Below are 12,902 nucleotides of genomic sequence, written 5' to 3' on the forward strand. Positions count from 1 at the left end.
TCATGGCTGACGTGACGTTGCGTAAGGTGGTGAAGCGTTATGACGATGTCGAGGCGGTGCGCGGCATCGACCTCGATATCGCCGACCATGAGTTCGTTGTGCTGGTCGGACCGTCGGGCTGCGGCAAGTCGACCACGCTGCGGATGATCGCCGGCCTCGAGGACATTTCCGACGGCGACATCATGATCGGCGGCGACGTCGTCAACGATGTGCCGCCGAAGGATCGCGACATCGCGATGGTGTTCCAGAACTACGCGCTCTATCCGCACATGACCGTCGCCGAGAACATGTCGTTCGGGCTGCGGCTGAAGCACTATCCGAAGGCCGAGATCAAGAGCCGGGTCACCGAAGCCGCCCGCATGCTCGACATCACCGACCTGATCGACCGCAAGCCGAAGCAGCTGTCCGGCGGCCAGCGCCAGCGCGTCGCGATGGGCCGCGCTATCGTGCGCAACCCGAAGGTCTTCCTGTTCGACGAGCCGCTGTCCAACCTCGATGCCAAGCTGCGGGTGCAGATGCGGATCGAGATCAAGAAGGTCCACCAGAAGGTCCGCACCACCACCGTCTACGTCACCCACGACCAGGTCGAGGCGATGACGCTGGCCGACCGCGTGGTGGTGATGAACCACGGCAGGATCGAGCAGATCGGCACGCCCAACGAGCTCTATCACAAGCCGGCGACCCGGTTCGTCGCGAGCTTCATCGGCTCGCCGGCGATGAATTTCGTGCCGTGTCGGCTGGAGGACGTCGCGGGCAAGCTGAACGTGCGGCTAACCGACCGCCTCGCCTTCCCGCTGCCGCCGGCGCGCGCCGCCCGCTACGGGAGCCTGCCGCGCACCGACAAGCTGCTGCTGGGCATCCGGCCGGAGCATGTCATGGAAGCAAGGCCGCATGCCGAGCCTGGCATCGAGCCGTTCGATGCGGTGCTCGACGTTACCGAGCCGATGGGCATGGAGACCCTGGTCTACTTCACGCTCGAAGGCAGCCAGGTCTGCGGCCGGGTCAATCCCAATGCCGGCGCGCAGGATGGCAGCCCGCTTCGATTGGCTGTGGACCTCAACAATATGCATTTGCTAAACGAGGTGACCGGCGCCGTGCTTTGACGGCGGACAAGAAACCTCAAGGGCAGGAAATGGCCACCAACAAGAAGAAGATCTTCATCACCCAGACTTTCTCACCGGGGGCACGGGCTCTCCTCAGCGCGCGAGACGATCTCGAACTCATCGAGTTTCCGAACCTGATCTCCGCCACGGATTTTCAGGCCATGCTGCAGCAGCATGCGCCGGTCCATGGGGTTGCACTCGGCGCGACCCGGTTCGGCGAGGCCGAGCTGGAGGCGTCCAACGGCATGCTGGTGGTGACGCGGATCGGCGTCGGCTACGACGCGGTCGACGTGCCGGCGCTGTCGCGCCGCAAGGTGCCGCTGATGGTTGCGGGCACCGCGAACTCGCCCTCGGTCGCCGAGCATGCGCTGTTCATGATGCTGACGCTCGCCAAGCGCTCGCAGGAAATGCACGCCATGGTCAAGGAAGGCACCTGGGCGAGCCGGCTCGGCGTGCTGCCGTTCGATCTCTACGGCAAGACGGTCTTGATCGTCGGCTTCGGCCGCATCGGCACCCGCACCGCCAAGCGCTGCCTTGCGATGGAAATGAACGTGCTGGTCTACGATCCCTACAAGCCGGCCGCCGAGATCGCCGCGGCCGGCTGCGAAGCGGTGCCCGACCTTGACGCGGCATTGTCGCGCGCGGACTTCGTCTCCATCCACTGCCCGAAGACGCCGGAGACCGTCGGCATGTTCAACGCGGCCCGGTTGAGGCGGATGAAGCCGACCGCCTATCTGATCAACACCGCGCGCGGCGGCATCGTCGACGAGAACGCGCTGCACGACGCGCTGGTGTCGGGCAAGCTCGCGGGCGCCGGGCTCGACGTGTTCGAGGTCGAGCCGCCGCCGGTCGGTCAACCGCTGCACAGCCTGCCGAACGTGATCATGGCGCCGCACGTTGCGGGCGTCACCGTCGAGGCCGTCGATCGCATGAGCGAGCAGACCGCGCGGAATATTTTGAGCGTGCTGGACGGCACCCCGCTGCGCCAGAACGTGATCAATCAGGACGTCCTCGGCTGAGCGTTCGGCCGAACTGACAACGCCGGGACCGCTGCGTTAGCGGCCCGGCGATTTCGGAGCATGCGCATGAGCTTCAAGGAATACGGCAATTATGACGCGGTCGGGCTCGCCGAACTCGTGCGCAAGAAGGATGTGACGCCGAAGGAGCTGCTCGACGAGGCCGTTGCGCGCACCGCGAAACTCGACCCGCAGATCAACGCCGTCGTCGTCAAGCATTACGACTATGCCGAGCGCCAGATCGCCAAGGGGCTGCCCGACGGTCCCTTCACCGGCGTGCCGTTCCTGCTGAAGGACCTCGAGCCGCTCGAGGGCACGCGCACCACGTGGGGCGCAACCGTGCTGAAGGATTTCGTCGCCGATCACAATTCCACGCTGGCCCAGCGTTTCCTCGATGCCGGCCTTGCGATCTTCGGCAAGAGCGCGAGCCCCGAATTCGGCCTTATGCCGACGACGGAATCCCGCCTGTTCGGCCCGACCCGCAATCCCTGGAATCTCGAACATTCCTCGGGCGGCTCGTCCGGCGGCGCCGCGGCTGCGGTTGCAGCGCGCATCCTGCCGGTGGCGCATGCCAGCGACGGCGGCGGCTCGATCCGCATTCCCGCCGCCGCCTCCGGCGTGTTCGGCATGAAGCCGACGCGGGCGCGCAACCCGGTCGGCCCCGATCGCGGCGAAGGCTGGGGCGGCTTCGCCGTCGGCCATGTCGTCAGCGTCAGCGTCCGCGACAGCGCGGTGATGATGGACGCGATCCACGGTCCCGAACCGTCGAGCCCCTATGTCGCGCCGCCGCCGGAGCGGCCGTTTTCGCAGGAGGTCGGCCGCGATCCCGGCCGCCTGCGCATCAGCTTCACCGACAAATCGCCCTATGGCGATGCGATCGATCCGGAGATCGCGGAAGCGGTCCGCGACGTTGCGAAACTGCTGGCGGGGCTCGGACATCACGTCGAGGAGCGCGCGCCGCCGCTCGCCGCCGATCCTGCCGCCGCGATCACCACCATCGTCGGCAGCAACACCGCGCTGACGCTCCGCCTGCTCGAGCAGCGCTTCGGCCGCAGCCTGACCACTGATGACGTCGAACGCCTGACTCTCGCGATGGCGCAGAACTCGCTCAAGCTGACGCCGGTCGACTACGTCGCCGCGCAGCTCGCCGCATTCCAGATCTCGCGCGCGCTGGCGACCTTCTTCGAGGGCTGCGACATCTTCCTCAGCCCGACGCTGTGCACACCGCCGGTGCGGATCGGCGAGCTGAACACGATGTCCGAGGATCTGAGCCAGATCGCGCCGCTGCTGCGCCGCTACATTCCGGGCACCTCGATGTTCAACATGTCCGGTCAGCCGGCGATGTCGGTACCATCAGCCTGGAACAAGGCGGGGCTGCCGCTCGGGATGATGTTCGCGGCCAGGTTCGGTGAGGAAGGCCTGCTGTTCCGCCTCGCCGGCCAGCTCGAGCAGGCCCGCCCCTGGAAGGACCGGCAGCCGCCGGTGTGCGGCTAGAGCCTTCCGCGACATCCTGCTCCAACAGGAAGCCGCCCCCGCGATGGGATTAACCCCAATCCCATCGCGCTTTGGGTTACAAAATGTAGCCGGATCAGGTAGATAGGGATGGCGTCGGCGCGGTTCAGCCGGCGCGCTGCCCAGGAGACTGACCGTGAGCGACGACCCGACCGACAATGCGCTAGCTGCGATTGCAAGCATTCTCGATCAGCCGACTGTGCCTCCCGAGCCGGCCAAAGCAACCGACAAGGCGACCGACAAGACGGCGGACAAACCGGCAGCTCCCGCCGAGGAGCCGCCCGTAGCCGTGGCGATGCCGCCGCCCCTGCCGCAATCGATCGAGCAGCCCTTGATCGAGCCGTCGATCGAACCCGGGCCAAGCGAAGCCGAGCCAAGCGAACCAAAGCCAAGCCAACCAGAGGCAAGTGAACCGGAGCAAAGCGAACCAGAGCCGAGCCCGCAACCGGTCCAGCCGATCGAGGCCAACGGCTACTCCAAGGCCGGCCCCGGCCCGATGGCCGCGCTGCGCTTCCGCTGGACCGTGCGCGAGGACGGCGGCCGCTACTATGTCGACGAGACCGTCGGCGAAGGATCGACCCCGCTCGTCAACGGCCCGATGGAGAAGGACGCCGCGATCAAATTCGTCGACGACCGCGAAGCCGAGGCGCGCCAGCGTTTTGAGGATTTCAGGCAAGAGATGATCAGCCGGACCGGACCAGCCGTTCCCGCGCATGAGGACGACGACGAGACCTGACGCAGGATCCGAGGCGGCGGCGTTGCGGCAACTATGCATTCTTGCGCAGGGCAGCGCGCGAGATCAAGGTTGCATTCGTATGCAGATTGACCGCGTCGATCGACTTGGTCGCGAACGCCATTTGCGACGGGAAATCGATCAGAGTAAGCGCGTGGTCCTTCGGGTCGCTGAGGCTCCTTCCGGAGGTTGGTGCTTCGCGCGCCATTTCGGACCAGGGCCACGCATGTAGTGCAGTTCGGGCCGGTAGCTGTCGCGCACGTCCAAAACCAGGTTGTGAACGACTCCGGCGAAGTCGGAGACCGTCTGAGCCGGCTTGCGCGCAAGGCCAGACATTGCGGACCAGAACGTTGGGGCCGGTGCGACCGCACCAGGCATGACGGTGCTTTTCCGGATCATCATCTTTCTCCGCACGGTTGGACGTGGGCACCGTGATGATCTAGCGGATCGAGGCGGCGGCTGCGCCAGAGCGATTGTCGTATTTGTCGAGCGATTGCTGCAACAACGCTCACGACAGAGCGGGGGTTAGATCGCGACTGCCGACGGCACCAAGCGCAGCGACAGAGCTGTCCGCAGGAATTTAATCAGTGACTTGCCCGACGGCGCAAGCCCCGGCAGCAAAAATATTTCGCTTTTTCGGAAGGGCAAGTCAGATGTATGGTCCGCCCGTCTCACCCGATCGAGGGGCGCTGGCCATCGTCATAGTGTTGCGGTGAGATGCGGTGGACGTTTCGTATGTCAGTGACGACAGCATGCGAGGCGGACGGCGAAGTCGTGCAGGCCTGACGCCCTAGTGGCAGGTGTCCTCTCGCAAAACGCGAAAGCGTTTTTGCGAAAGCGGTGACAAAAAAGCCCAGTCTCGCCGGGGAGAGCACGTATAAGCCGTAACCCATCGCGCAGGGAAAGCCGGGTTGTTTCCGGTTACACCTGTGGTCCTACCCCGGTGCTTTTTTGTTGCACCGGGCCCATGGGTGCGATCGGCACCCGGCTTTCCCTGCGCCCTCTGTTCTCAGAGCGGCGAAACGAAATGCAAAGCTCGGACAATCATGTCGCGAGAATGCGAAACTACATCCCCACCCACAACTGTCATCGCCCGGCTCGACCGGGCGATCCAGTACGCCGCGGCCTCTCGGCTCCATCACCGCTGCCTCTGGAATACTGGATCACCCGCTTTCGCGGGTGATGACACCGCGTCGGGCGGCGCGACCGACAAATCGGCTAGGCACACGCGTCGTCCAGCCTCACACCTGCGCCTGCCGCGGCGGTCCCAGAAAATCCTTCTTCACGAGCTCGACACCGGCGTGGCGCAGGATGTCGTACGCCGTCGCGACATGAAAGAAGAACTGCGGGACGCTGAACGTCAGGATCAGCGACTTGCCGGTGAATGGCCGCGTCGCGCCGCTGCGGAAGGTGAACACGACCTCCTTGTCGGCAGCCGCGTCGATCGCCGCCGGCGTCACGCCCTGCGCGAACTCGATCGTGGCTGCGATCCGCGCCTTCAGCTCGGCGATATCGGGCGTGGCATCGGCGAAGGCCAGCGGCGCGCAACCGGCCAGCAACGCGCAGCTCAGGATGACGTGGCGGTTGGCCTCCCCGACCTGCTGGCGAAGGCTGTACATGTTCGGAGCAAGCCGCATCCCGAGCAGCACGTCCGGATCGATCCTGCGCGCGCCGGCGTGGGCCTGCGCATGGTCGAGCAGCGCGGAAAGATTGCGCAGATACGGCACGAAGACGCCGACGGAAGCTTCATGCAGCGAGATGGTCACTTTGGCATCCAATTGATTGGCTCGATCGCGCCATCTGGTCTAAATGCTCGGCAACGACATGTCATCGGAATTGAGGGAGAAGTTTGATGTTTCGCATGCTGGCCGGTCTCGCCTTGGCCTTGCTCGTATCCACGGCCCAGGCACAGCAGGCTCCCTCCCGCCTCGATGAGATCGTCAAGCGCGGCACACTGCGGGTCGGCATGACCGGCGACTATTTGCCTTTCACCGCCCTCGACAAGGAAACCAAAACGTTCCGCGGCTTCGACGTCGACATGGCGCAGGCGCTGGGCAAGGCGCTCGGCGTCAAGGTCGAGTTCGTGCCGACCTCATGGCCGCAGATGATGAAGGATTTCGAAGCCGACGATTTCGACATCGCGATGGGCGGTGTCTCCATCACGTTCGACCGGCAGAAGAAGGGCCTGTTCTCGACTGCGATCATGCGGGAGGGCAAGACGCCGATCGCGCGCTGCGCTGATCAAGGCAAGTACGAGACCATCGCCGAGATCGACAAGCCGGGCACCCGCGTCATCGTCAATCCCGGCGGCACAAACGAGCGCTTTGCGCGTGCCAATGTGAAGAGCGCCGAGATCCGCGTGTTCAACGACAACACCAGGATATTCGAGGAGATCGCCAGGGGCGACGCCGACCTGATGATGACCGACGCATCGGAGACACGCTATCAGCAGAAGCTGCATCCCGGCGTGCTGTGCGCGGTGCATCCCGAAAAGCCGTTCGACTTCTCGGAGAAGGCCTACTGGATGCAGCGCGACTTTGCGCTCAAAGCGTTCGTCGATCAGTGGCTGCACATCGTGCGCGAGGACGGCACCTTCAAGAAGATCTACGCGGCATGGTTCGAATAGCCGATGCCGCGGCATCCGCGACAAAATTGCCCGCCCGCGGGCATGAAACCAGGCTGCGATCCGATCATTGAACCAAGGCGGTCAGGACACGACTCACAATGTTGAAGTGACCCCAATTTTGACGTGACCGGAATCACGTTCGGGCAAGCCCCCGTCGCGTAATCCCAGCCAGGTTCCCTGCACTGGAGGTCGAGATGAAGAAGCTTTTGGCGATCGCCATCTTGTTGTTGGCGAGCACTGCCGCCGCGCAGGCGCAATACAGCTTCGAAGTTGACGGCCGCACCATCCGGATCGACCCCGATCGCGGCACCGTTTCGATCCCCGGCGTCTATGACAACACGCCCCGTCGCAGCAAGCGCGCCAAGGGCGAGGACGCCGAGCAGAAGCGCAAGCCCGCCGCGAAGGAGGTCAAGACGGATCCGCAGCCAGCGCCGGCCGCACCGCCAGCCGCGGCCGCAGCACCTGCGCCGGCACCGGCGGCAGCACCACCGCCCGCAGCAGCACCTGCGGACTCGGCCAGCACGGCCGTCGCCGTGGCGCCGTCAGATCCGGCAGCGACCGCACTGCCTCCGCCTGCTCCGCCACCGGTTCGGCAGGACGCCGCGCCCGCAGCAAAGCCCGCGCCAGCGCCTGCCGTTGCTGCCGCCCCACCCGCTGCCGCGCCGAAGCCGGCTGCGCCTGCCGTGCAGGCCGCGAATTCGCCGCTCGGCGTCTGGTTGACGGAGGAGAAGGACGGCAAGGTCCGCATCGAGCAATGCGGCGCCAATCTGTGCGGCTACGCGGTCGACAAGAAGACCAGCCAGAACCGCGAGCAGGTGCTGATCAACATGAAGCCGGGCAAGGACAAATGGAGCGGCCGCATCGTCGATCCGAGCAGCGGCAGCAGCTACGATTCCACCATCGCGCTGAAGGGCCCCGATACGCTGCGTGTCCAGGGCTGCGCGTTCGGCGGCATGTTCTGCGGCGGCCAGACCTGGACGCGGGTGAATTGAGCGACATTCGGGTTGCCAGGCCGAGAAACCAAGAAGCCCCGCTCGATGAGCGAGGCTTCATCACCTGGGCTACAGGTCGGTCATCAGCCGACCTTGCCGTTATATTCCTCGTCGGTGACGTGCTCCATCCAGGTCGAATAGACGCCGTCGAGCGCCTCCTGCATGGCGATGTGGGTCATGCTGTTGCCGGGCGAGGCGCCGTGCCAGTGCTTCTCGTTCGGCGGAATCCAGACTACGTCTCCGGGGCGGATTTCCCTGATAGGGCCGCCCTTGGCCTGCACCCGGCCGATGCCGGAGATCACGTAGAGGGTCTGGCCGAGCGGATGGGTGTGCCAGGCCGTGCGCGCGCCGGGCTCGAACGAGACGCGCGAGGCGTTCAGCCGCGCCGGCGCGGGCGCCATGTTGATCGGGTCCTGCAGCACCGTGCCGGTAAAATTCTCCTTCGGCGCGCGGCGGGTCGGCCGCGATCCGGAAACGTGGATGTCCATGGGGTTACCTCGCTCTGTTGATGTTATTTCTTGCTCGCGGCGTAGCGCGCCTTGGTCTCGGCATTCATCGGATAGAGGCCGGGCAATTGCGCGCCGTTGTTCACCTCGTTGACGATCCAGGCTTCCATCCGCTCCTGCTCCGGCCCCTCGGCCAGCACCTGATCGAGGAACGCCTGCGGGATCAGCACCGCGCCGTCCTGGTCGGCGACCACGACGTCGTTCGGGAACACGGCAACGCCGCCGCAGCCGATCGGTTCACCCCAGCCGACGAAGGTCAGCCCTGCCACCGACGGCGGCGCCGCATAGCCGTCGCACCACACCGGCAGGCCGGTGCCGAGCACGCCCTCGAGGTCACGGACCACGCCGTCGGTGATCAGCGCGGTGACGCCGCGCTTGACCATGCGGGCGCAGAGAATGTCGCCGAAAATGCCGGCATCGGTGATGCCCATGGCGTCGACCACGGCGACGCAGCCTTCCGGCATGGCCTCGATCGCGGTGCGGGTCGAGATCGGCGACGACCAGGATTCCGGCGTTGCCAGATCCTCGCGGGCCGGCACGAAGCGCAGCGTGAAGGCGGGTCCGACCAGCCGCTTCTGGCCCGGCTGCAGCGGCTTGGTGCCGCGCATCCAGACGTTACGCAGCCCCTTCTTGAGCAGGACGGTGGTGATGGTGGCGGTGGACACGTGCGACAGCGTCGCAATCGCTTCGGCGGACAGGGACATCTGAAAAGTGTGCTCCGATGGGAGGAAATGACGGGCGCATGTTGCCGGGCAAGGCCCTTGCGTCAAGGGCTGCGGGAAAATCTTGCGATCATCCAAACTTATCACGGGCATGCCGATTAATTTATTGAAGTTGCTGCATCATTTTGCACGAAGCGAATTCCTTCCCACGCCGAAACACGCTAGCTTGATGGCCGACGAGTCCGCTTGATCCGATGCCCGAAACCCTAAACCCTCCCCGCCTTTTGCCGAGTGGCGATGCCGCTATCACGGTGGAATTCAGCCGCACCATCGACGACGCCGCCAACCGGCGCGTGCTGGCGCTCGACCGCCTGATTTCGGCAGAGCCGATCGCCGGGATCACCGAGACGGTGCCGACCTATCGCTCGCTGCTGGTGCACTATGATCCGGTCGAGATCAGCTTCGACGCGCTCGGCGAGCAGCTGCTGGCGCGCGCCGCCAGGGCGCTGCCGACCGCCGCCGGAACGCGGCGCTGGCGCATTCCGGTCGCCTATGGCGGCGAGAACGGCATCGATCTCGAGGACGTCGCGAAGGCGCTCGCCACCACGCCCGACGAGGTCGTGAAGCGCCATGTCGCCGGCGACTATCGCGTTGCCATGATCGGCTTCACGCCCGGCTGGTCCTATCTCAGCGGGCTGGAAAAGTTCCTGCACATGCCGCGGCGCAAGGACCCTCGGCTGTTGACCCCGGCGGGCACGATCTCGATCGGCGGCATCCAGACCGGCGTGCAGTGCCTCGCCGGTCCCAGCGGCTGGCACCTGCTCGGCCGCACCGCGGTCAGAACCTACCAATTGCACCGCGACCCGATCTTCCTGTTGGAGCCGGGCGACGCCATCACCTTCACCGCGGTCGACGCCAAAACCTTCGCCGAGCAGGACCGCGCCGCCGAGTCCGGCGAGGTCATCGCTGAACTGGTGACGCCATGAGCAAGCTCGTCGTCACCTCGATCGGACCTGCGAGCTCGGTGCAGGATGCCGGCCGCCCCGGCTCGCAGCGCTACGGCCTGGTGCCGAGCGGCGCGATGGACCGGCTGGCGCTCGCCGCCGCCAACGGGCTGGTCGGCAACGACCTGTTCGCGGCCGCCATCGAGATCGGCCCGTTCGGCGCCGCCTTCACGGCGCGCGGTGGCCCAGTTCGCATCGCCCTCGCCGGTTCGCCGCGCAATGCCGACATCGGCGGACGGCCGGTCGCATCGGACAGTTCGGCGACACTGGCCGATGGTGAAACCCTCAATCTCGGCTTCGCCCGCGGCGGCTCGTTCAGCTACCTCGCGATCGAGCACGGCATTGTGGGCGAGCCGATGTTCGGCAGCCTTTCGGTCAATGCGCGCGCCGGGCTCGGCAGTCCCTACACGCGGCCATTGCAGAGCGGTGACGAGTTGCAGACCCAGGCTGCGAGCGGCACCGCCGAGCGCCGGATCGAACTGCCACCTGCCACTGAGGCGCCAATCCGCGTGCTGTTCGGTCCGCAGGACGACGAGTTCAGCGACGAGAACAAAAAACTGTTCGTCGGCAGCGAGTGGAAGATTTCCGCCACCAGCGACCGCATGGGCTACCGGCTCGAAGGTCCGGTGATCAAGCATCTCGACGGCCACAACATCGTCTCCGACGGCACCGTGAACGGCAGCATCCAGGTCCCCGGCAACGGCCAGCCGATCGTGCTGATGCCGGACCGCGGCACCAGCGGCGGCTATCCGAAGATCGCGACCGTGATCTCCGCCGATTTCGGCCGTTTCGCGCAGATCTCCGCAGGCCGGCCGTTCCGCTTCAAAGCGGTGACGATGGCGGAGGCGCAGGCCGAGGCGATCAAGTTCCAGCAGCTTCTGCGCTCCCTGCCCGACCGCCTTCGTGCCATTGAGGATTTCAGCCTCAACATCGAGGCGCTCAGAGATGCTAACGTCGCCGGCCAGGCGGTCAGCGCTATCGATGCCGCGACGTGGCAAGTTGCGCTGCCCTAAATCAACAAGAATGGATCGATCGTCATGACCTCAACCATCGACCTCAATTGCGATCTCGGCGAGAGCTTTGGCCCCTGGGAAATGGGCAATGACGCCGCGATGATCGAGCTTGCGACCTCGGTCAACGTCGCCTGCGGCTATCACGCCGGCGATGCCGACATCATGCGCAAGACGGTCGAGCTCGCGAAAGCGCGCGGCGTCAGCGTCGGCGCCCATCCCGGCTACCGCGACCTGCACGGCTTTGGCCGCCGCCCGATGCCGGGGCTGACCTCGTCGGAGATCGAGAATTTGATCGCCTATCAGATCGGCGCATTGCAGGCGATCGCGACCGCCGCCGGGCACAAGGTCACTCACGTCAAGGCGCATGGCGCGATCTCCAACGTCGCCTGCGAGGACGACATGACGGCCAGAGCGATCGCCAATGCGATCAAGGCGGTCGATCCGAGTCTCGTGTTTGTCGTGCTGGCGAATTCGAAGCTGGTGCGCGCCGGCGAAGCCGCCAATCTGCCGATGGCGCACGAAGTGTTCGCCGATCGCGCCTATGAGGACAACGGCAATCTGGTGTCGCGCAAGAAGCCCGGCGCGGTGCTGCACGATCCCAAGGCGATCGCCGAACGCGTGGTACGGATGGTGCAGGACAGCGCGGTGGTGTCCGTCACCGGCAAGGTGATCAAGATGCAGACCGACACGGTCTGCATCCACGGCGACACGCCGGGTGCGGTGGAGATCGCGCGCGGCGTGCGCGAGGCGCTGAAGAACGCCGGCATCACGGTGGCACCGTTCAAGACCGCGCATTGAATTGCCTGCGCGAAACCAGCAAGGGCCGGCACGCTGCCGGCCCTTTTACATTCCATTAAGAGTCTTCTTAAACCCAAACTTGCCGATTGGTTGGTAGGTGCTGCGTCCGAGCCTTCACGTTCCTCTCAGAACATTGGGTACGAAAAGCATGTTCCGCACCAGCCTCTCGATTGCTATTGCCGCGGTCGCCACCGCCGCCTTCACCAGCGCGGCCTCCGCCGGCTGCTACGGCTGCTACACGCCGCCGCCCCAGCCCTGCACGACCTGCTATCAGATGCAGACGGTGCCGCCGCAGTATCGCACGGTGCAGGAAACCGTGATGGTGTCGCCGGGCCGCGTCATCGCGCATCGCACGCCGGCGCAGTATCGCACCGTGATGGTGCCGAAGACGGTGATGGTCGCCCCCGAAGGCGTCGCCTATGAGCGCATCGCGCCGCAATACGCCACCCAGGAGCGCACCGAGATGGTCTCGCCGGGCTATTCCTACTACGCGCCGGTGCAGCAGACCTGCAGCACCTGCGGCGGCGGCGGATATGGCTACGGCTATGGATACGGCGCCGGTTACGGCTACCGCGGCTACTGAGCGCCAACATTTCTGCCAAAACAAAAGCCGCCGCCTGACGACATCAGGCGGCGGCTTCTTGGTTTCTTGACGCCTCAGAACGGATGGACGGACAGCGTGCCGAACACGATGGCGGCGATCACCGCAAAGGCGCTGTAGAGCGCTGCGGTATGAACGCCACTCCCGGTCTTTCGTGAAATGTTTCGCGCATGAAAGTGCAGGCGGGCTTCCGCCGATAGCTCGCGCATGGTCGATCTCCAACGCCCCATTTGACGGGATATGGAATATCGTTCTCGCGCAGTTTCAAGCGGGCGGCGAAAATAGCGATGTGGCCACCTTCCGGAACTCGGTTCCGAGAGAAAAATTCCCCACGCT

The 12,902-nt window shown here is 65.3% G+C and carries 14 protein-coding genes and 1 pseudogene; 10 read left to right on the plus strand and 5 right to left on the minus strand.

Translation table 11 applies throughout. The features are described from left to right. The first annotated feature begins 2 nt into the window (after positions 1-2). The 4 genes from XH93_RS21995 (at position 3) to XH93_RS22010 (ending at position 4,367) form a co-directional block, all read left to right on the plus strand. Entirely contained in the window at positions 3-1,103 is a 1,101-nt protein-coding gene (locus XH93_RS21995; protein WP_139483570.1) for an ABC transporter ATP-binding protein, read from the plus strand. Between the two features lie 29 nt (positions 1,104-1,132). Next, positions 1,133-2,122, plus strand: coding sequence for a hydroxyacid dehydrogenase (locus tag XH93_RS22000; RefSeq protein WP_139483568.1), 990 nt, complete (start codon positions 1,133-1,135; stop codon positions 2,120-2,122). Positions 2,123-2,188: 66 nt separating this feature from the next. After that, the gene (locus XH93_RS22005) at positions 2,189-3,613 is read left to right on the plus strand and encodes an amidase (RefSeq protein WP_194469124.1); all 1,425 of its coding nucleotides are present in this window, start codon (positions 2,189-2,191) and stop codon (positions 3,611-3,613) included. Between the two features lie 154 nt (positions 3,614-3,767). Next, complete coding sequence (locus XH93_RS22010; protein WP_229173559.1) at positions 3,768-4,367, plus strand: hypothetical protein; 600 nt, start codon at positions 3,768-3,770, stop codon at positions 4,365-4,367. Positions 4,368-4,416: 49 nt separating this feature from the next. On the opposite strand, the pseudogene XH93_RS22015 reads toward XH93_RS22010, so the two are convergent. Further along, positions 4,417-4,572: pseudogene (locus XH93_RS22015) on the minus strand (hydrolase); the annotation flags it as partial. A gap of 1,033 nt (positions 4,573-5,605) precedes the next feature. Next, on the minus strand, positions 5,606-6,118 hold the full coding sequence (locus tag XH93_RS22020) for a DUF1993 family protein (RefSeq protein WP_194475286.1): 513 nt from the start codon (positions 6,116-6,118) through the stop codon (positions 5,606-5,608). Positions 6,119-6,216: 98 nt separating this feature from the next. Here XH93_RS22020 and XH93_RS22025 point away from each other — a divergent pair, with 98 nt between their 5' ends. After that, a complete protein-coding gene (locus XH93_RS22025; protein ID WP_194469125.1) occupies positions 6,217-6,990 on the plus strand; it encodes a transporter substrate-binding domain-containing protein in 774 nt (257 codons plus the stop codon). Between the two features lie 194 nt (positions 6,991-7,184). Next, on the plus strand, positions 7,185-7,982 hold the full coding sequence (locus XH93_RS22030; RefSeq protein ID WP_194469126.1) for a DUF2147 domain-containing protein: 798 nt from the start codon (positions 7,185-7,187) through the stop codon (positions 7,980-7,982). Between the two features lie 83 nt (positions 7,983-8,065). Here the strand turns inward: XH93_RS22030 and XH93_RS22035 are convergent, their stop codons facing one another. Both XH93_RS22035 and XH93_RS22040 read right to left on the minus strand, forming a co-directional pair. Then, positions 8,066-8,470: a cupin domain-containing protein gene (locus tag XH93_RS22035; RefSeq protein ID WP_028340680.1), complete on the minus strand. Its 405-nt coding sequence runs from the start codon at positions 8,468-8,470 to the stop codon at positions 8,066-8,068. Positions 8,471-8,493: 23 nt separating this feature from the next. Next, positions 8,494-9,192 carry a ribonuclease activity regulator RraA gene (locus XH93_RS22040; protein WP_194469127.1) on the minus strand — a complete coding sequence of 233 codons (699 nt, stop codon included), beginning with the start codon at positions 9,190-9,192 and terminating at the stop codon, positions 8,494-8,496. A 212-nt stretch (positions 9,193-9,404) separates the two neighbouring features. Here XH93_RS22040 and pxpB point away from each other — a divergent pair, with 212 nt between their 5' ends. The 4 genes from pxpB (at position 9,405) to XH93_RS22060 (ending at position 12,548) form a co-directional block, all read left to right on the plus strand. Then, complete coding sequence (gene pxpB / locus XH93_RS22045; protein ID WP_194469128.1) at positions 9,405-10,136, plus strand: 5-oxoprolinase subunit PxpB; 732 nt, start codon at positions 9,405-9,407, stop codon at positions 10,134-10,136. Next, complete coding sequence (locus tag XH93_RS22050) at positions 10,133-11,167, plus strand: biotin-dependent carboxyltransferase family protein (protein WP_194469129.1); 1,035 nt, start codon at positions 10,133-10,135, stop codon at positions 11,165-11,167. Before pxpB ends, XH93_RS22050 begins: the two co-directional genes overlap by 4 nt. A 24-nt stretch (positions 11,168-11,191) precedes the next feature. Further along, positions 11,192-11,965, plus strand: a complete 774-nt coding sequence (locus XH93_RS22055) for a LamB/YcsF family protein (protein ID WP_194469130.1) — start codon at positions 11,192-11,194, stop codon at positions 11,963-11,965. A 148-nt stretch (positions 11,966-12,113) separates the two neighbouring features. Then, entirely contained in the window at positions 12,114-12,548 is a 435-nt protein-coding gene (locus tag XH93_RS22060) for a hypothetical protein (RefSeq protein WP_194469131.1), read from the plus strand. 74 nt (positions 12,549-12,622) lie between these two features. Here XH93_RS22060 and XH93_RS22065 read toward each other — a convergent pair whose 3' ends face one another. Then, complete coding sequence (locus XH93_RS22065) at positions 12,623-12,775, minus strand: hypothetical protein (RefSeq protein WP_172626919.1); 153 nt, start codon at positions 12,773-12,775, stop codon at positions 12,623-12,625. Positions 12,776-12,902 lie beyond the last annotated feature (127 nt).

Source organism: Bradyrhizobium sp. CCBAU 51753, assembly GCF_015291565.1.
Classification (GTDB): domain Bacteria; phylum Pseudomonadota; class Alphaproteobacteria; order Rhizobiales; family Xanthobacteraceae; genus Bradyrhizobium; species Bradyrhizobium ivorense.

What these genes read in the sequence shown, in the direction of transcription:
- XH93_RS21995 (WP_139483570.1), top strand. Translation starts at nt 3, where the DNA reads ATGGCTGACGTGACGTTGCGTAAGGTGGTGAAGCGTTATGACGATGTC.
- XH93_RS22000 (WP_139483568.1), top strand. Translation starts at nt 1,133, where the DNA reads ATGGCCACCAACAAGAAGAAGATCTTCATCACCCAGACTTTCTCACCG.
- XH93_RS22005 (WP_194469124.1), top strand. Translation starts at nt 2,189, where the DNA reads ATGAGCTTCAAGGAATACGGCAATTATGACGCGGTCGGGCTCGCCGAA.
- XH93_RS22025 (WP_194469125.1), top strand. Translation starts at nt 6,217, where the DNA reads ATGTTTCGCATGCTGGCCGGTCTCGCCTTGGCCTTGCTCGTATCCACG.
- XH93_RS22030 (WP_194469126.1), top strand. Translation starts at nt 7,185, where the DNA reads ATGAAGAAGCTTTTGGCGATCGCCATCTTGTTGTTGGCGAGCACTGCC.
- XH93_RS22035 (WP_028340680.1), bottom strand. Translation starts at nt 8,470, where the DNA reads ATGGACATCCACGTTTCCGGATCGCGGCCGACCCGCCGCGCGCCGAAG.
- XH93_RS22040 (WP_194469127.1), bottom strand. Translation starts at nt 9,192, where the DNA reads ATGTCCCTGTCCGCCGAAGCGATTGCGACGCTGTCGCACGTGTCCACC.
- pxpB (WP_194469128.1), top strand. Translation starts at nt 9,405, where the DNA reads ATGCCCGAAACCCTAAACCCTCCCCGCCTTTTGCCGAGTGGCGATGCC.
- XH93_RS22050 (WP_194469129.1), top strand. Translation starts at nt 10,133, where the DNA reads ATGAGCAAGCTCGTCGTCACCTCGATCGGACCTGCGAGCTCGGTGCAG.
- XH93_RS22055 (WP_194469130.1), top strand. Translation starts at nt 11,192, where the DNA reads ATGACCTCAACCATCGACCTCAATTGCGATCTCGGCGAGAGCTTTGGC.
- XH93_RS22060 (WP_194469131.1), top strand. Translation starts at nt 12,114, where the DNA reads ATGTTCCGCACCAGCCTCTCGATTGCTATTGCCGCGGTCGCCACCGCC.
- XH93_RS22065 (WP_172626919.1), bottom strand. Translation starts at nt 12,775, where the DNA reads ATGCGCGAGCTATCGGCGGAAGCCCGCCTGCACTTTCATGCGCGAAAC.